Raw genomic sequence first — 18,164 nt, 5'->3', positions numbered from 1 at the left:
GATCTTTTACTCAAATTCGTTCCAGGAACGACCGTCACGGGTGATCATGGCCACAGACGCAACCGGTCCCCAGGTTCCCGCCTGATAAGGCTTCGGCGACTCGTTATCCATCGCCCAGGCTTCGGTAATTGAATCCACCCACTTCCAGGCTTCTTCGACCTCATCACGACGCACAAACAAAGCCTGAATACCGCGCATGGTTTCCAACAGCAGGCGCTCATAGGCGTCGGCCAGGTGGGTTTGGTTGAAGGTTTCTGAGTAGCTCAGATCCAGCTTAGTGATTTGCAGATTATGTTTGTGATCCAGACCCGGCACTTTGTTCAGTACCTGGATATCAACCCCTTCATCAGGCTGCAAACGAATAGTCAACTTGTTCTGCGGCAGATCCTGCCAGGATTCTTTAAACAGATTCAGCTCAGGTGTTTTGAAGTAAACCACCACTTCAGAGCACTTGGTTGGTAAACGTTTACCGGTACGCAGGTAGAACGGTACCCCCGTCCAGCGCCAGTTATCGATATCGACGCGGATCGCCACAAACGTTTCCGTGTTACTGCTCTTATTCGCGCCCTCTTCTTCCAGGTAACCCGGTACCTTTTTACCCTGGGCAAAACCGGTGGTGTACTGGCCGCGAACCGTTTTTTCACGCACGTTCGAGCGATCGATGCGACGCAGCGATTTCAGTACTTTTACTTTCTCATCGCGAATGCTGTCAGCGCTCAGATCAGCCGGAGGAGACATTGCGATCATGCAGAGGATCTGCAGCAGGTGGTTCTGGATCATATCGCGCATTTGACCTGCCTGGTCAAAATAGCCCCAGCGCCCTTCAATACCCACTTCTTCCGCCACCGTAATTTCTACGTGGTCGATAGTGCGATTATCCCAGTTATTCACAAACAGGGAGTTAGCGAAACGCAGCGCCAGCAGGTTCAGAACCGTTTCTTTACCAAGATAGTGGTCGATGCGGTAAACCTGGCATTCTTCGAAATACTCACCCACCTGGTCGTTGATTTCACGGGATGTCGCAAGTGAAGTGCCCAGCGGTTTTTCCATCACGACACGCGCAGGTTTAGCATTAAGTTTTGCTTCCCCCAAACCTTTGCAGATCGCGCCAAAGGTGCTTGGCGGCATAGCGAAATAGTTAATTGTGGTACGTGATTTTTGATCCAGCATATCGCCCAGACGGCTAAATGCGGCGGTGTCATTGACGTCCAGATTACAAAAATCCAGACGGCCACTGAGGGTTTCCCATAAACTTTCATCAATTTTTTCTTTCATGAAAGTTTCGAGCGCTTCGCGTACAACCTTGGTATAGGCAGCTTTGTCCCAATCAGCACGCCCTACCCCAATGATGCGGGTATCCGGGTTAATCTGACCGGCCTTTTCCAGTTGATACAGGGAAGGCAGCAATTTCCGTCGCGCCAGGTCGCCCTTCGCGCCGAAAATGACCAGGTCACATGCCTGGGCTGTTTGCGTTACCGCCATGTCATTCTCCTCAATTAAGTGCCTGGTGCTTTTGCCAGACACTGGTTGTAATTTTATTACAATGCACTGTACTGCTTTTACGTGATTCCGTGAACCGTAAACACTTATCCAGCCGTGCTGTTACCGAAAACAACGGCTAAAGAGGCGCCCATTCGGCTCAAAATGGATAAAAAAGTCATTTTTTTTCGTACCCATGAAGAAGTATGAAAACCAGACTTCGATCATGTAATGAAAAAAAACAACAACTATTCTATCCATTTTGCCCCGTTCCTTCGCTCCCAGGGGTAATATCTAACAAAATTATCTCCCGATTTCCCCGTATTGCTGAAATCGCTTTTGCCCATGACCCATGAGTCCACCTACATCATGAATATGCTGGAAAAAATCCAGTTAAAACTGGAACATTTGAGCAAGTCAGAACGTAAAGTTGCTGACGTTATTCTTACCTCACCAGACCAGGCAATCCATTCAAGCATTGCTGCGCTGGCGCTGGAAGCCAATGTCAGCGAACCCACCGTTAACCGTTTCTGTCGCAGCATGGGTACGCGTGGCTTTCCTGATTTTAAACTGCATCTGGCGCAAAGTCTGGCAAATGGTACCCCATATGTTAATCGCAATGTGGATGAGGATGACAGCGTTGAATCCTACACGGGGAAAATCTTCGAGTCTGCAATGGCAAGCCTTGACCATGTTCGTCAGTCTCTGGATAACGTGGCGGTAAATCGTGCGGTTGATTTGCTAACTCAGGCAAAAAAAATAGCCTTTTTTGGGCTAGGTTCCTCCGCTGCGGTGGCGCATGACGCCATGAATAAATTTTTCCGTTTTAACGTTCCGGTTATCTATTCCGACGACATCGTTCTGCAACGCATGAGCTGTATGAATTGTAGTGATGACGATGTCATTGTGCTCATTTCACACACCGGAAGAACCAAAAGTTTGGTGGAACTGGCACAACTGGCAAGAGAAAACGATGCCATGGTGATTGCCCTGACATCTCCTGGTACTCCGCTGGCACGTGAAGCAACGCTGGCAATTACCCTCGATGTACCGGAAGATACTGACATTTATATGCCCATGGTCTCTCGACTTGCTCAACTTACCGTGATAGATGTGCTGGCTACGGGATTTACTTTGCGCCGAGGGGCAAAATTTAGAGATAACTTGAAGCGTGTCAAGGAAGCGCTCAAGGAATCGCGTTTTGATAAAGAATTACTCATCAAGAGTGATGACCGCTAAAAGCAATAACAATGTTCTACCCTTTTATCATCCGGGTCGCTCATTTTACCGTTTATGTTCGAGAACGGCCGGATCAATGTTCACGCAACACCTAGTTGTTTCAGTCAACGGAGTATTACATGTCCAGAAGGCTTCGCAGAACCAAAATCGTTACCACGTTAGGCCCGGCAACTGACCGCGATAACAACCTTGAAAAAATTATCGCCGCGGGCGCAAACGTTGTACGTATGAACTTTTCGCACGGCTCTCCAGAAGATCACAAAATGCGGGCGGATAAAGTCCGTGAGATTGCCGCCAAACTGGGACGTCATGTAGCTATTTTGGGTGACCTGCAGGGACCTAAAATCCGTGTATCGACCTTTAAAGAAGGCAAAGTATTTCTCAATGTTGGCGACAAATTCCTGTTAGACGCCAACCTCGGTAAAGGTGAAGGCGACAAAGAAAAAGTTGGCATCGATTACAAAGGCCTGCCTGCTGACGTAGTGCCGGGCGATATCCTGCTGCTGGATGATGGTCGCGTACAGCTCAAAGTGCTGGAAGTTCAGGGAATGAAAGTCTTCACCGAAGTCACTGTCGGTGGCCCGCTCTCCAACAACAAAGGCATCAACAAACTTGGCGGCGGCCTTTCTGCTGAAGCGCTGACGGAAAAAGACAAAGCAGACATCATTACTGCAGCGCAAATCAGCGTTGACTATCTGGCAGTCTCCTTCCCTCGCTGCGGTGAAGATCTGAACTATGCCCGCCGCCTGGCGCGCGACGCTGGCTGCGATGCGAAAATTGTTGCCAAGGTAGAGCGTGCTGAAGCCGTCTGTGACCAGAATGCGATGGATGACATCATCCTTGCTTCTGACGTGGTAATGGTTGCGCGTGGTGACCTGGGCGTGGAAATCGGTGACCCGGAGCTGGTCGGTATTCAGAAAGCGTTGATTCGTCGCGCACGTCAGCTGAACCGTGCGGTAATTACCGCAACGCAGATGATGGAGTCGATGATCACTAACCCAATGCCAACCCGTGCGGAAGTCATGGACGTGGCAAACGCCGTTCTGGATGGGACTGATGCCGTCATGCTGTCTGCGGAAACGGCTGCAGGCCAGTACCCGGCAGAAACCGTCGCAGCGATGGCTCGCGTATGTCTGGGTGCAGAGAAAATCCCGAGCATCAACGTTTCTAAACACCGTCTCGACGTGCAGTTTGATAATGTCGAAGAAGCTATCGCCATGTCAGCGATGTATGCCGCTAACCATCTGAAAGGTGTTACCGCTATCATCGCCATGACCGAGTCTGGTCGTACTGCGCTGATGACATCCCGCATCAGTTCTGGCCTGCCAATTTTCGCAATGTCTCGTCATGAACGTACGCTGAATCTGACCTCTCTGTATCGTGGCGTTACGCCGGTCCACTTTGACAGCGAAACTGACGGTGTAGTGGCTGCCAACGAAGCGGTCAATCTGCTGCGCGACAAAGGTTACCTGGTGTCAGGCGATCTGGTGATTGTGACCCAGGGTGATGTCATGAGCACCATCGGTTCCACCAACACCACACGTATTCTGACTGTAGAATAACGACTCTGCTGACTGCCTGATATTATTCGCTTATCAGGCGTGCAGATCGCCAGATACAAAAAAGCCTCTCGAACGAGAGGCTTTTTCTATTTCTTAGGATAAAGATCTTTGCGCTTATACGGTTCAATTTCGCCGGGTTTGCGGGTCTTTAGCAGTTTCAGAATCCAGGTGTATTGTTCGAGATGCGGGGTGACAAAAATCTCCACTTCTTCATTCATCCGTCTGGCAATTGTATGGTCATCGGCCGTGAGAATGTCATCCATGGGTGGGCGTACCTGAATCGTCAGGCGATGCGTTTTGCCATCGTACACCGGGAACAGCGGTATTACGCGCGCATGACAAACCTTCATCAGACGGCCAATTGCCGGTAACGTTGCCTTATAGGTCGCGAAGAAATCCACAAACTCGCTATGCTCCGGGCCGTGGTCCTGATCCGGTAAGTAATATCCCCAGTATCCCTGCCGTACCGACTGAATAAAAGGTTTAATACCGTCGTTACGTGCATGTAAACGACCGCCGAAACGTCGACGTACCGTATTCCAGACATAGTCAAATACCGGATTGCCCTGGTTATGGAACATCGCTGCCATTTTCTGGCCCTGAGATGCCATCAGCATTGCCGGAATATCAACACCCCAGCCGTGAGGGACGAGAAAAATCACCTTTTCCTCATTACGTCGCATCTCATCGATAATTTCCAGGCCCTGCCAGTCAACGCGGTTCTGAATTTTCTCCGGGCCACGCATTGCTAATTCTGCCATCATAACCATTGCCTGAGGCGCAGTCGCAAACATCTCATCAACGATGGCCTCACGCTCGGCTTCGCTGCGCTCAGGAAAACAGAGGGATAAATTGATAAGCGCTCTACGACGCGAACTTTTCCCCAGCCGTCCGGCAAGCCGTCCCAGTTTCGCCAGAACGGGATCGCGAAATGACGCAGGCGTTAATGCAATCCCTGCGATCGCCGCCACGCCAAGCCAGGCGCCCCAGTAGCGCGGATGACGGAATGATTTATGAAACTCAGGGATATACTCAATACTCTTTTTTTTCGTTTCCATGCTCTTCCAGTATCGGGGGCTGCGAAAAAGTAAATCTGCTGATAGTGTAGCGGCGCACCGTGTCCCGTACAAAATAAAAAGCCGGCACGCTTAGCGTACCGGCTCTGTCCGAGTATTTATTAATCGAAGCGTAGCTGAGGCAGGACCTCTTTCACCTGTGCCAGGTACTCGGTACGATCCGAACCGCTCAGCCCTTCCGTACGCGGCAGTTTTGCCGTCAACGGGTTCACAGCCTGCTGGTTGACCCATACTTCGTAGTGCAGGTGCGGGCCAGTAGAACGCCCAGTGTTACCTGACAGCGCAATACGGTCGCCACGTTTCACTTTTTGTCCCGGTTTAACCAGCAGCTTACGCAGGTGCATGTAACGGGTGGTGTAAGTGCGACCGTGACGAACGGCAACATAGTATCCGGCCGCGCCACTACGTTTCGCGACCACCACTTCTCCATCACCGACTGACAGCACCGGCGTACCTTGCGGCATCGCAAAGTCGACACCTTTGTGCGGTGCAACGCGTCCGGTTACCGGATTCAGGCGACGTGGATTGAAGTTTGACGAAATACGGAACTGCTTCGCCGTAGGGAAACGCATAAACCCTTTAGCAAGCCCGGTCCCGTTACGGTCATAGAATTTACCGTCTTCAGCACGGATAGCGTAATAATCTTTGCCTTCAGAGCGCAAACGAACGCCCAGCAGTTGGCTTTGTTCGCGTTTACCGTCCAGCATCTCGCGAGACATCAAAACTGAGAACTCATCGCCTTTCTTCAGCTTGCGAAAGTCCATCTGCCATTGCATCGCTTTAATCACTGCGCTGATTTCAGAACTGGTCAGGCCGGCATCTCGTGCACTGGCGACGAAACTCCCCCCCACCGTACCGTTGATTCGGCTGTTGACCCAGTCGCCCTGCTGCATTTCGCTGCTCATTTTGAAACCCGTTGCCGTACGATCATAAGTACGGGTTTCACGGCGGGAGACTTCCCAGGTCAGGCGCTGCAAATCACCTTCCGAAGACAGTGTCCAGGAAAGTTGCTGGCCAATTTTTAGGTTACGTAAATCTTTATCAGATGCGGCAAGCTGGCTGATATCGCCCATATCAATGCCGTACTGGTTCAGAATGCTGCTCAGCGTATCGCCAGTAGAGACAACATACTCGTGAACCCCGGCCTCGCCAGAGGTCTTATCATCGAGTTCGTCCTGAGGGATAGCTTCATCTTCCTGAGCGGCTTGATCGATAGGTTCGCTGGCCTCTGGCAGCAGTGAACGGATCTCACTTTTTTCCAGCTCAATGGTTTTAACGATGGGTGCAGAGTCGGGATGGTATACATAAGGCCGCCAGACTGCGACGGCCAGGGTCAGAACAGTAAGCGACCCCAACATAACACGATGGGGTCGCGGCAAATTATTAAATGCCAGAGCGACAGAGCGGGCTATCTGTTGCACGTATTCACTTCCTCATTAATCTCCTTTCAGGCAGCTCGCATACTGGTTGGCTAATTGGTTCAGAAACGCTGAATAGCTTGTTTTACCCAGTTTGATATTCGTTCCGAGGGGATCCAACGTTCCCATTCGAACGGATGTCCCTCTCGCTACGGCTTCAACGACCGCTGGCCTGAACTGTGGCTCAGCAAAAACGCAAGTTGCTTTTTGCTCAACCAACTGTGTTCTTATTTCATGTAAACGCTGCGCACCAGGTTGAATCTCAGGGTTGACGGTAAAGTGACCAAGCGGTGTTAGCCCGTAGTGTTTTTCGTAGTAGCCATAGGCGTCATGAAAAACGAAATACCCTTTACCCTTGAGCGGTGCGAGCTCGTTACCTACCTGCTTATCGGTTGCGGCTAATTGTGCCTCAAAATCCTTCAGGTTGGCGTCAAGTTTGGCTCGACTTTGCGGCATAAGTTCCACTAATTTATCATGGATTGCAACCGCTGAGGCCCGCGCTATCTCTGGGGAAAGCCAAAGATGCATGTTGTAATCACCATGATGGTGATGCTCGTCACTTTTTTCGCCGTGAGCGTCATTATGCCCATGATCATCATCATCATCGTCAGCGCCTTTCATGAGCAACGGTTTCACGTCATTGAGCTGCGCAATCGTTACCTGTTTTGCGTTAGGAATATTCTTGACTGACTTTTCCATAAACGCCTCCATTTCCGGACCGATCCATACAACTAAGTCCGCGTTCTGTAAGCGTTTTACGTCTGAAGGGCGCAGCGAATAATCGTGTTCGGAAGCCCCGTCAGGCAGCAGAACCTGAGTGTCTGTAACCCCATCTGCAATCGCTGAAGCAATAAAGCCCAACGGCTTAAGTGACGCCACTACAGCGGCATTTGCTGCCTGAGTTGCACTACCCCAAAGAGCAGCGGATAATGCTGCGAAAAGAAGCGTATTTTTATGTAACATAATGCGACCAATCATCGTAACGAATGTGAGAAATGTGATATTATAACATTATATAACTTCTGCAAGACTAAAATTGATATGACGACTTTGGTTTCACTGGAAAATGTCTCGGTCTCTTATGGTCAACGCCGCGTCCTTTCTGACGTATCGCTTGAACTTCGACCCGGCAAAATTTTAACGCTTCTTGGCCCGAATGGGGCCGGAAAGTCTACGCTGGTGCGCGTTGTATTGGGGCTGGTAGCCGCTGATGAAGGGGTTATCAAGCGCAACGGGCATTTGCGGATTGGCTATGTACCGCAAAAACTATACCTCGATACCACACTTCCGCTGACGGTGAGCCGCTTTTTGCGCTTACGGCCAGGCACAAAGAAAGCCGACATTCTCCCTGCGCTAAAGCGTGTTCAGGCCGGGCATCTGATGGATGCGCCGATGCAAAAACTGTCCGGCGGGGAAACACAGCGTGTCTTGCTGGCCCGTGCGTTGCTAAATAAACCACAGCTACTGGTGCTCGATGAACCGACCCAGGGAGTGGATGTGAATGGTCAGGTTGCACTGTACGATCTTATCGATCAGTTGCGACGCGAGCTGGATTGCGCCGTGCTGATGGTATCCCATGATCTGCATCTGGTCATGGCAAAAACCGACGAAGTCCTGTGTCTGAACCATCACATTTGCTGCTCCGGCACACCAGAGGTGGTTTCAATGCACCCTGAATTCATTTCTATGTTCGGGCAACGCGGCGCTGAACAACTCGGAATTTACCGTCACAACCATAATCATCGCCACGATTTACAGGGTCGCATTGTGTTACGCCGGGGAAATGGTCACTCATGATTGAATTATTATTACCCGGCTGGTTAGCCGGGATCATGCTGGCCTGCGCTGCTGGCCCGCTTGGCTCGTTTGTGGTCTGGCGTCGGATGTCTTATTTTGGCGATACGCTGGCGCACGCATCACTGCTGGGCGTTGCGTTTGGTCTGCTGCTGGATGTAAACCCGTTCTACGCGGTTATCGTCGTCACCCTGTTGCTGGCCGCAGGCCTGGTATGGCTGGAGAAACGCCCGCACCTCGCAATAGACACCCTGCTCGGCATTATGGCGCACAGTGCGCTGTCATTAGGCCTGGTGGTTGTCAGCCTGATGTCCAATATTCGCGTGGATCTCATGGCCTATCTGTTTGGCGATCTGCTCGCCGTCACCCCAGAAGATCTGGTGGCCATTGCCATTGGTGTCGTGGTTGTACTGGCTATTCTGTTCTGGCAGTGGCGTAACCTGCTGTCGATGACTATCAGCCCGGATCTGGCCTTTGTTGACGGCGTGAAACTGCAACGTGTCAAGCTATTGCTGATGCTGGTCACAGCACTCACTATCGGTGTGGCGATGAAATTCGTCGGGGCACTGATTATCACATCACTGCTGATAATTCCCGCAGCGACCGCACGTCGTTTCGCCCGTACACCCGAACAGATGGCGGGCGTTGCCGTAGGTGTAGGCATGATAGCGGTGACAGGCGGACTGACCTTCTCAGCGTTCTATGACACTCCGGCGGGGCCATCCGTGGTGCTTTGTGCTGCACTGCTGTTTATCTTCAGTATGATGAAGAAGCAGGCCAGTTGATTATTTGTTGTTGCCGGATGATCTGCACCATCCGGCAACAACAAACTTAAGGCATCTCCGGCGGAGTAATACCAAAGTGGTTCCATGCACGTACAGTCGCCATACGTCCGCGCGGAGTCCGTTGTAAAAAACCTTGCTGAATCAAATACGGTTCCAGCACGTCCTCAATAGTTTCACGTTCTTCGCCGATTGCCGCCGCCAGGTTATCCAACCCGACCGGACCACCGAAGAATTTATCGATTACGGCCAGCAACAGCTTACGGTCCATATAATCGAAGCCTTCAGCATCGACATTGAGCATATCCAGCGCCTGGGCAGCGATATCCGCCGAGATGGTGCCGTCATGCTTCACTTCGGCGAAATCACGCACTCGACGCAGTAAACGGTTGGCAATACGCGGCGTACCGCGTGCCCGGCGCGCCACTTCCAGCGCCCCTTCATCACTCATCTCCAGCCCCATAAAGCGAGCACTGCGTCCAACAATGTGCTGAAGATCAGCGACCTGATAGAATTCCAGTCGCTGAACAATGCCAAAGCGATCACGCAGTGGAGACGTTAACGAACCCGCACGCGTTGTTGCGCCAATCAGGGTAAACGGCGGCAGATCGATTTTAATTGAACGTGCTGCCGGGCCTTCGCCAATCATGATATCCAGCTGATAGTCTTCCATTGCCGGATACAACACCTCTTCCACTACGGGTGACAAGCGATGGATTTCATCAATAAACAGCACATCATGGGGTTCGAGGTTGGTGAGCATAGCCGCCAGATCGCCTGCTTTTTCCAGCACCGGACCGGACGTAGTACGCAGGTTGACGCCCATTTCATTGGCAACAATATTGGCAAGCGTGGTTTTACCGAGACCCGGAGGACCAAAAATTAGCAGGTGATCGAGGGCATCACCGCGCAGCTTCGCCGCCTGGATAAAAATTTCCATCTGCGAACGTACCTGAGGCTGGCCGATATACTCTTCCAGCAATCTGGGGCGGATCGCACGATCCACCAGGTCTTCAGGGGTATTGCTGGCAGCCGAAATCAGGCGATCTGCTTCAATCATCCTTTACCTCACAATGCCGCGCGAAGCGCTTCGCGAATCAGGGTTTCACTGCTGGCATCAGGGCGAGCAATTTTGCTTACCATGCGGCTGGCTTCTTGTGGTTTATAGCCTAACGCTACCAGCGCAGCAACCGCTTCCTGCTCGGCATCATCGCTTACCGGACCAGCAGGTGATGTCAGCACCAGATCGGCTGCCGGGGTAAAGAGGTCGCCATGCAGTCCTTTAAAGCGATCTTTCATTTCAACAATCAGGCGCTCCGCCGTTTTCTTACCAATACCCGGTAGTTTGACCAGCGCCCCCAGTTCTTCACGTTCTACGGCATTGACAAACTGCTGCGCTGACATGCCGGAGAGGATCGCCAGCGCCAGCTTCGGCCCAACGCCGTTGGTTTTAATGAGCTCTTTAAACAGCGTGCGTTCTTGCTTATTGTTAAAGCCATACAGCAGCTGTGCGTCTTCGCGCACCACAAAATGCGTGAAGATGATCGCTTCCTGCCCGGCTTCCGGCAGCTCGTAGAAACAGGTCATCGGCATATGCACTTCATAGCCTACCCCGCCCGTTTCCAGAAGGACCAGTGGGGGTTGTTTTTCAAGAATGATGCCTCTGAGTCTGCCTATCACATGACGCTCCTGCGTTAAGGGCTAAAAGGTAATGCGCTATCATAAAAAAAGGCTGGATAGATATCCAGCCTCATTTGTCACTAACGTAACCTACCGCGCGCTAAATTCAACCTCGACTCACTCATTTGCATGGCGTTCTGGCTGACATGGCAGTGGGTAATGGCAATCGCCAGCGCATCCGCCGCATCCGCCTGAGGGTTCGCCGGGAGTTTGAGCAGCGTACGCACCATGTGCTGTACCTGGCTTTTTTCCGCGCTACCGATACCGACGACGGTCTGTTTAACCTGTCGGGCAGCGTACTCAAACACCGGAAGATCCTGATTGGTCGCAGCAACAATCGCTACGCCGCGCGCCTGTCCCAGTTTCAGCGCCGAATCGGCGTTTTTCGCCATAAAGACCTGCTCGATGGCAAAATAATCCGGCTGGAACTGGGTGATAATTTCCGTCACACCCGCGTATATCAATTTCAGGCGTGACGGGAGATCGTCAACTTTGGTGCGAATACAACCACTGCCGAGGTAGGTCAACTGTCTGCCGACCTGACGGATGACGCCATAACCGGTAATGCGCGACCCCGGGTCAATGCCGAGAATGATAGACATCACGCATCTCCTGTTATTTTATGGCTTAACCGCATCATTCTAACGTAGCTGCAACCTCATCGGAGATTTCGCCGTTGTGGTAAACTTCCTGCACGTCATCGCAATCTTCCAGCATATCGATCAGACGCATCAGTTTCGGCGCTGTTTCTGCATCCATATCCGCTTTGGTGGATGGGATCATAGAAACTTCAGCCGCGTCCGCTTTCAGACCTGCCGCTTCCAGTGCATCACGCACTTTACCCATCTCTTCCCACGCGGTGTAAACGTCAATCGCGCCGTCGTCGAAGGTTACAACGTCTTCAGCACCGGCTTCCAGTGCCGCTTCCATGATGGCGTCTTCGTCGCCTTGCTCAAAGGAGATCACGCCTTTCTTGCTGAACAGGTATGCAACGGAACCGTCGGTACCGAGGTTGCCGCCGGTTTTAGTGAATGCGTGGCGCACTTCCGCAACGGTACGGTTACGGTTATCAGACAGACATTCAATCATCACGGCTGTACCGCCAGGACCGTAACCTTCATAGATGATGGTTTCCATGTTCGCGTCTTCATCACCACCAACACCACGCGCAATCGCACGGTTCAGAGTGTCACGAGTCATGTTGTTTGCCAGCGCTTTATCAACAGCTGCACGCAGACGTGGGTTAGCATCCGGATCGCCACCACCCAATTTAGCCGCCGTCACCAGCTCACGAATGATTTTGGTGAAGATCTTACCGCGCTTAGCGTCCTGCGCTGCTTTACGATGTCTGGTGTTGGCCCATTTACTATGACCTGCCATAAATAATCTCTCCAAAAGCGCGCCTTCTCAGGCGACGTTAATTACAAACTCTTCAATCGCCTGCCGGTTACTCCACGACTTGGTTAATTGTGCAGCCTCGTGCGCATTAACCCAACGGTAGGTCAAATGTTCGGTGAACACGATCTCTCGTTCAGTGGGCAGTGCCAGGCAAAACCAGGACTCCGTATTACGTACAATTCCTGGCGCATAGCGATGACGTAAATGACTAAAAATCTCAAACTCCACCGTGCGCTGGCAGTCAATTAAGGTCAGTTGCTCACGCGCAACATCAATGGCGACCTCTTCCTTTACTTCGCGCATAGCGGCTTGCGACGCGGTTTCACCCTCTTCAAGGCTACCGGTGACCGACTGCCAAAAATCAGGATCGTCGCGCCGCTGTAACATCAGCACTCTCCCGGTGTCCTTTGCATAAATCACGACTAACACCGAGACAGGCTGTTTATATGCCATATCAGTTATTCTCGGCCTTCTTAACAACCTGAATGCTCAGTTCCGCCAGCGCAGCTTCGTTGGCAAAGCTCGGCGCTTCGGTCATCAGACACGCGGCAGCTGTCGTTTTCGGGAAAGCAATAACGTCACGGATGTTATCAGTACCGGTCAGCAGCATGGTCAGACGATCCAGACCAAACGCCAGGCCCGCGTGCGGCGGTGTACCGTATTTCAGCGCGTCCAGCAGGAAGCCGAATTTCTCGCGCTGCTCTTGTTCGTTGATACCCAGAATACCGAATACGGTCTGCTGCATATCACCGTTATGGATACGTACTGAACCACCGCCTACTTCGTAGCCGTTGATAACCATATCGTACGCATTGGCAACCGCATCTTCCGGCGCAGCTTTCAGCTCAGCCGCCGTCATGTCTTTCGGCGAGGTGAACGGGTGGTGCATCGCGGTCAAACCGCCTTCACCATCGTCTTCAAACATTGGGAAGTCGATAACCCACAACGGCGCCCATTTGGATTCGTCGGTCAGGTTCAGGTCTTTACCCAGTTTCAGGCGCAGAGCCCCCATCGCGTCGGCAACCACTTTCTTATTGTCGGCACCGAAGAAGATCATATCGCCGTCTTGTGCGCCAGTACGTTCCAGAATGGCTTCAATGATTTCAGCATTCAGGAACTTGGCCACCGGGCTGGTTACCCCTTCCAGACCTTTCGCACGCTCGGTGACTTTGATGTATGCCAAACCTTTCGCGCCGTAGATCTTAATGAAGTTACCGTAATCGTCGATCTGCTTACGGCTAAGTGCAGCGCCGCCAGGTACGCGCAGAGCCGCTACACGCCCTTTCGCATCGTTAGCCGGACCAGAGAACACGGCGAATTCAACAGATTTCAGCAGATCAGCAACGTCCACCAGCTCCATCGGGTTACGCAGATCCGGCTTATCGGAGCCGTAACGACGCTCAGCTTCAGCAAAGGTCATGATCGGGAAATCCCCCAGATCCACACCTTTTACTTCCTGCCACAGATTACGCACCAGCGCTTCCATCACTTCACGCACCTGCGGTGCGGTCATGAAGGAGGTCTCAACATCGATCTGAGTAAATTCAGGCTGGCGGTCAGCACGTAAGTCTTCGTCACGGAAGCATTTTACGATCTGGTAGTAACGGTCGAAGCCAGACATCATCAGCAGCTGTTTGAACAACTGAGGAGACTGTGGCAGTGCGTAGAATTTACCTTTATGTACGCGAGACGGTACCAGGTAGTCACGCGCACCTTCTGGCGTCGCTTTCGTCAGCATCGGCGTTTCGATGTCGAGGAAGCCGTGGTCGTCCATGAAACGACGCACCAGGCTGGTAATTTTGGCACGCGTTTTCAAACGCTGCGCCATTTCAGGGCGACGCAGATCGAGGTAGCGATACTTCAGACGAGCTTCTTCAGTATTTACGTGGTTAGAGTCGAGCGGCAGTGAATCTGAACGGTTGATAATGACCAGATCGGATGCCAGCACTTCAATTTCGCCCGTCGCCATATCGGCGTTGACGTTTTTCGCGTCACGCGCACGCACGGTACCCGTGACCTGAATGCAGAACTCATTACGCAGTTCGGAGGCCAGCTTTAACGCGTCCGCACGGTCCGGATCGAAAAATACCTGCACGATACCTTCGCGGTCGCGCATATCGATAAAGATCAGGCTACCAAGATCACGACGACGGTTGACCCAACCACACAGAGTCACCTGCTGCCCCTCGTGGGACAGACGTAGCTGTCCGCAATATTCTGTACGCATGAGATATCCCTTAACTTTGCCGCAGGCAGATTGTCACCTGCCCGGCAGATGACGAAGTCGCAGCTTTAGCTGAATGTCACAACTGAATGAAAAAAGGCGGCTATTATACTGGAAATTCTGCCGCACGATAAGAGCCTACTGGGATAGACTCTCAGTCCGGTACTGACTGTACGCGTGTTTCCTAAGCGGGTATTGCGTAATCTCACAAAAAATAACAAAAATTGTCGCCCCTTTCACACAGATTCGCGATTAAGGTGTAACGGAATTCTTTTTTTACTGGAGTCACCATGCTGGAACTGAATGCAAAAACAACCGCTCTGGTCGTCATCGATCTACAGGAAGGGATCCTGCCTTTCGCGGGTGGGCCTCATTCGGCAAACGACGTAGTCGCCCGCGCGGCACAACTGGCGGCAAAATTCCGTACTAACGGTTCACCGGTGGTGATGGTTCGCGTTGGCTGGTCTGCGGATTATGCCGAGGCGCTAAAACAACCGGTTGATGCCCCAACGCCAGCCAAAGTATTACCCGACAACTGGTGGGAATACCCGCAAGCGCTGGGAAAATGTGCGACAGACCTGGAGGTCACCAAGCGCCAGTGGGGAGCATTCTACGGTACGGACCTGGAACTACAGCTGCGCCGTCGTGGTATCGACACCATCGTCCTTTGCGGGATCTCTACGAACATTGGCGTCGAATCCACCGCGCGTAATGCCTGGGAGCTGGGTTTTAGCCTGATCGTTGCCGAAGACGCCTGCAGTGCCGCCAGCGCCGACCAGCATCAGGGCAGCATGACGCATATTTTCCCACGCATTGCCCGCGTACGCCGCGTTGACGAGATCCTGCAAGCACTATGATCTATATCGGCTTACCCCAATGGTCACACCCGAAATGGATGCGTCTGGGGATCACCAGCCTTGAAGAGTATGCCCGCCACTTTAACTGCGTGACGCGGGTATTTTAAAAATCACTAAAGAACGCCCAAGAGCATGTGTATTCTCTAGTGTATTCAACGCATTAAAATATGACATCGCATGAAATTCGGTAAACTTCATGTGTACAATAATGTCCCATTCATGCCCCATAATAGGCATTTTTGTCCCATCCTTGCCCCATAAGTCCCCAGCCTGCTCCCTATAACTTCTATACTTTCTATCTGTTGTGAATTTGGAGGTTTCTATGTGTGGACGCTTTTCACAGTCAATGACGCGTGAAGATTATCTTGCCCTGCTCGCTGATGAATCAGAACGCGACATTTCACTCAATCTCGCACCAACTAGTCAACTATATTCGGCACGAGATATTAAAGTTCAGCTGTTAAATTTATATGGTACACGGTTACACGTATCTTATATAAAATTAAACAATAAAAACAATGCAATACATATTAAACCCCATTAATATCATTTACTAACTTTGTCAATTTATCTATAGATAGTGGCTGTGAGTAATACCATCCTTGGACACCGCACTCAGGGAACATTTCAGTTAAATATTTCACCTGAGTTGATGTCTCGACACCTTCGAAAACGACTTTGTTAGTTATATCTTTAAAAATCTCCACCAATCCTGATACGATATTATTATTTACAGAAGGTTCACCAATAGAATATGTAATTGACTTATCAATTTTAATTTCATCTACTTGTAAATTTGATAGCCAGTTTAAATTTGAATGACCAGTCCCGAAATCATCAATAGCTATTGATATACCTTTATTATTAAATAAAGAAATAACCTTTTGGATGGAATTTATTTCCGCGCTCTGCCTTTCTGTTAACTCCATCATTATCATACCAGGTTTTATATTTGATTCATCAATCATCTGAAACACTTTTTCTTGAAATGATTCCGACAGAAGGTCTTGAGAACTAACATTAATGCTTATAAAAATATCAAATTCCTCAGAAAGAGACATGGTTTGCTTTACTGCCATTCGAAATACAAAATCACTTATTTCCTGGATTAAACCATGCTTCTCTGCAATAGGGATAAAAATATCAGGAGGAATGCTACCAATATCATGATCATCCCATCTAATTAGTGCTTCCACACCAATAATTTTTCCGGTTTTTATTTTATAAATAGGTTGATACACAAGATATAATGATTCGCTTCTTATCGCATTTTTTAATCTTGAAACTAATGATTGCTTACGTGCAACTCTTTGATTATAAAAACCACCCAGAAGAACACCGGTTACAATAGATGTAAAGAAAATCAACAACATCGTTAACCAACTATCGAAACTCATCCACGGAAATTTAACTCCCCCCATGACACAGACATTATTATTTTTATTACAGCTTTGCGTGGTAATAAGTCCTAGTTGGTAGGATTTATCATGCTGAGCCTCTTCAAGAAGATCGACCTGCTCACCAAGTTTGAACAAATGAAGCGAATGATCTCTGTCACCTACAATTGCAGAAAACCCCTTCTCTTCATGGTCTGTAACAAATCTATTAAATGCAAATGGTGAAATCGTTATGGCTAATTTTTGATTGCTTAGCAAATCAGCTTTTACATTATTTTCCAGTAACACACCAAAAAACCAAGTTACATTGTCCTTTTCAACTTTTCTATCATAGATATTGAGAAGCAATGGTGCTGGCAACACTCCCCATAAAGCACTACATATGACTGCACCATTTGAAATAAATGATATATCTTTTATAAGAGCATAGGGCCATAAGGCCACTCTTAGAGCATGAAGTTGTAGTTCACTACAAGGACTATAAGCATTAAATATTTCATAACTATCATTTATTTTATCAATCTGTTGAATGAGACTAACGCTTCTATTCAAAACTCGTTCTGTATATGATGCAATCCTCTCCTTGTATATATAATACATTGAAATCTCAGACAATGAGAAAAAAATAAAAAATGAAAACGTGATTGATATCACATAAGGCTTAATTCGTTTTAAATTGTGGTTATTCTTCACGCCGACCTCTTTATATGCCTGACCCTATGTAACAACATACATTCTACTATCTGTCGTGAATCAAATACATACAGTTAAAACATATTATCGGCTAAAACAAATATTTCTTTATGTTTTTTGTTAGAAAAGAACGTTATAAAATAACGCAAAACCACATCCAAGTTAGATTTATGTTTGCATTTTAGCCAAATAAGTGGCACTTCATCTTGTATTCATAGGTCTAATGTAAAGGATGTAATTCTAAGGGAAATAAGTGTGAAACCGCGCCTTTTCCCGATACTGGTACTTGGGTAAAACCGATGATGACGCTGCCGGCGATCAACACTGACGCCAGCAAGCACGAGAAGGAACAGATAAGCCACACTATCCAGGAGATGTTTGAAGAGGCTGATATGTGGCTGGTGTCAGATTAAGGGACAATATACTGCAGTGACGTCATTGCATGCGACGCAGCTGCGGCAACGATCTATTGCTGAGGGTCCTGCTGAATTTGCTCAAGCTCCAGTTCAGTGTTTTTCATTGCCGCCATCGCATCGTCATTACTCCTGTTCCAGATACTGTCTGA

16 protein-coding genes and 2 pseudogenes are annotated in these 18,164 nt (G+C 49.8%); 7 read left to right on the top strand and 11 right to left on the bottom strand.

What is annotated here, in order from left to right; genetic code table 11:
• Positions 1-6: 6 nt before the first annotated feature.
• A complete protein-coding gene (gene zwf / locus OGX95_RS20905) occupies positions 7-1,482 on the bottom strand; it encodes a glucose-6-phosphate dehydrogenase (protein ID WP_286630845.1) in 1,476 nt (491 codons plus the stop codon).
• Positions 1,483-1,848: 366 nt separating this feature from the next.
• Between zwf and OGX95_RS20900 the strand changes: the two genes are divergently transcribed.
• Positions 1,849-2,718, top strand: coding sequence for a MurR/RpiR family transcriptional regulator (locus OGX95_RS20900; protein WP_286630992.1), 870 nt, complete (start codon positions 1,849-1,851; stop codon positions 2,716-2,718).
• Between the two features lie 119 nt (positions 2,719-2,837).
• Positions 2,838-4,280, top strand: a complete 1,443-nt coding sequence (gene pyk / locus OGX95_RS20895; RefSeq protein ID WP_137381575.1) for a pyruvate kinase — start codon at positions 2,838-2,840, stop codon at positions 4,278-4,280.
• An 86-nt stretch (positions 4,281-4,366) separates the two neighbouring features.
• On the opposite strand, the gene lpxM is transcribed toward pyk, so the two are convergent.
• The 3 genes from lpxM to znuA form a co-directional block, all read right to left on the bottom strand.
• Positions 4,367-5,338 (bottom strand): lauroyl-Kdo(2)-lipid IV(A) myristoyltransferase, encoded by a 972-nt coding sequence (gene lpxM, locus OGX95_RS20890; protein ID WP_286630844.1) that lies wholly within the window; start codon positions 5,336-5,338, stop codon positions 4,367-4,369.
• 119 nt (positions 5,339-5,457) lie between these two features.
• Positions 5,458-6,777: a murein DD-endopeptidase MepM gene (gene mepM, locus OGX95_RS20885; RefSeq protein WP_071887356.1), complete on the bottom strand. Its 1,320-nt coding sequence runs from the start codon at positions 6,775-6,777 to the stop codon at positions 5,458-5,460.
• A 15-nt stretch (positions 6,778-6,792) separates the two neighbouring features.
• The gene (gene znuA, locus OGX95_RS20880; protein ID WP_005120703.1) at positions 6,793-7,737 is read right to left on the bottom strand and encodes a zinc ABC transporter substrate-binding protein ZnuA; all 945 of its coding nucleotides are present in this window, start codon (positions 7,735-7,737) and stop codon (positions 6,793-6,795) included.
• 78 nt (positions 7,738-7,815) lie between these two features.
• Between znuA and znuC the strand changes: the two genes are divergently transcribed.
• Positions 7,816-8,571 carry a zinc ABC transporter ATP-binding protein ZnuC gene (znuC, locus tag OGX95_RS20875; protein WP_040232396.1) on the top strand — a complete coding sequence of 252 codons (756 nt, stop codon included), beginning with the start codon at positions 7,816-7,818 and terminating at the stop codon, positions 8,569-8,571.
• Positions 8,568-9,353: a zinc ABC transporter permease subunit ZnuB gene (gene znuB / locus OGX95_RS20870; protein WP_137381571.1), complete on the top strand. Its 786-nt coding sequence runs from the start codon at positions 8,568-8,570 to the stop codon at positions 9,351-9,353. Before znuC ends, znuB begins: the two co-directional genes overlap by 4 nt.
• A gap of 46 nt (positions 9,354-9,399) precedes the next feature.
• Here znuB and ruvB read toward each other — a convergent pair whose 3' ends face one another.
• The 6 genes from ruvB to aspS form a co-directional block, all read right to left on the bottom strand.
• Positions 9,400-10,410, bottom strand: a complete 1,011-nt coding sequence (gene ruvB, locus OGX95_RS20865; RefSeq protein ID WP_286630843.1) for a Holliday junction branch migration DNA helicase RuvB — start codon at positions 10,408-10,410, stop codon at positions 9,400-9,402.
• A gap of 8 nt (positions 10,411-10,418) precedes the next feature.
• Positions 10,419-11,030: a Holliday junction branch migration protein RuvA gene (ruvA, locus tag OGX95_RS20860; protein WP_137381569.1), complete on the bottom strand. Its 612-nt coding sequence runs from the start codon at positions 11,028-11,030 to the stop codon at positions 10,419-10,421.
• Positions 11,031-11,110: 80 nt separating this feature from the next.
• A complete protein-coding gene (gene ruvC / locus OGX95_RS20855) occupies positions 11,111-11,632 on the bottom strand; it encodes a crossover junction endodeoxyribonuclease RuvC (protein WP_003034867.1) in 522 nt (173 codons plus the stop codon).
• 34 nt (positions 11,633-11,666) lie between these two features.
• Entirely contained in the window at positions 11,667-12,410 is a 744-nt protein-coding gene (locus tag OGX95_RS20850) for a YebC/PmpR family DNA-binding transcriptional regulator (RefSeq protein WP_286630842.1), read from the bottom strand.
• A gap of 27 nt (positions 12,411-12,437) precedes the next feature.
• Positions 12,438-12,881, bottom strand: a complete 444-nt coding sequence (nudB, locus tag OGX95_RS20845) for a dihydroneopterin triphosphate diphosphatase (protein ID WP_286630841.1) — start codon at positions 12,879-12,881, stop codon at positions 12,438-12,440.
• A 1-nt stretch (position 12,882) separates the two neighbouring features.
• Entirely contained in the window at positions 12,883-14,655 is a 1,773-nt protein-coding gene (gene aspS / locus OGX95_RS20840; RefSeq protein ID WP_286630840.1) for an aspartate--tRNA ligase, read from the bottom strand.
• 287 nt (positions 14,656-14,942) lie between these two features.
• Here aspS and OGX95_RS20835 point away from each other — a divergent pair, with 287 nt between their 5' ends.
• Together OGX95_RS20835 and OGX95_RS20830 are read left to right on the top strand one after the other, a co-directional pair.
• The gene (locus tag OGX95_RS20835; protein WP_286630839.1) at positions 14,943-15,509 is read left to right on the top strand and encodes a hydrolase; all 567 of its coding nucleotides are present in this window, start codon (positions 14,943-14,945) and stop codon (positions 15,507-15,509) included.
• Positions 15,506-15,601 (top strand): annotated as a pseudogene (locus OGX95_RS20830) (hypothetical protein); the annotation flags it as partial. The gene OGX95_RS20835 and the pseudogene OGX95_RS20830, both read left to right, overlap by 4 nt.
• A gap of 438 nt (positions 15,602-16,039) precedes the next feature.
• Here the strand turns inward: OGX95_RS20830 and OGX95_RS20825 are convergent.
• Positions 16,040-17,599: an EAL domain-containing protein gene (locus OGX95_RS20825; RefSeq protein ID WP_286630838.1), complete on the bottom strand. Its 1,560-nt coding sequence runs from the start codon at positions 17,597-17,599 to the stop codon at positions 16,040-16,042.
• A 269-nt stretch (positions 17,600-17,868) separates the two neighbouring features.
• On the opposite strand from OGX95_RS20825, the pseudogene OGX95_RS20820 reads away from it, so the two are divergent.
• Positions 17,869-18,012: pseudogene (locus OGX95_RS20820) on the top strand (DinI-like family protein); the annotation flags it as partial.
• Positions 18,013-18,164 lie beyond the last annotated feature (152 nt).

This window comes from Citrobacter sp. Cu233, assembly GCF_030332225.1.
In the GTDB taxonomy this organism is placed as follows: Bacteria; Pseudomonadota; Gammaproteobacteria; order Enterobacterales; family Enterobacteriaceae; genus Citrobacter.
Note: the sequence above shows the minus strand (reverse complement) of the source record. Positions and strands in the feature narration are given on the sequence as shown.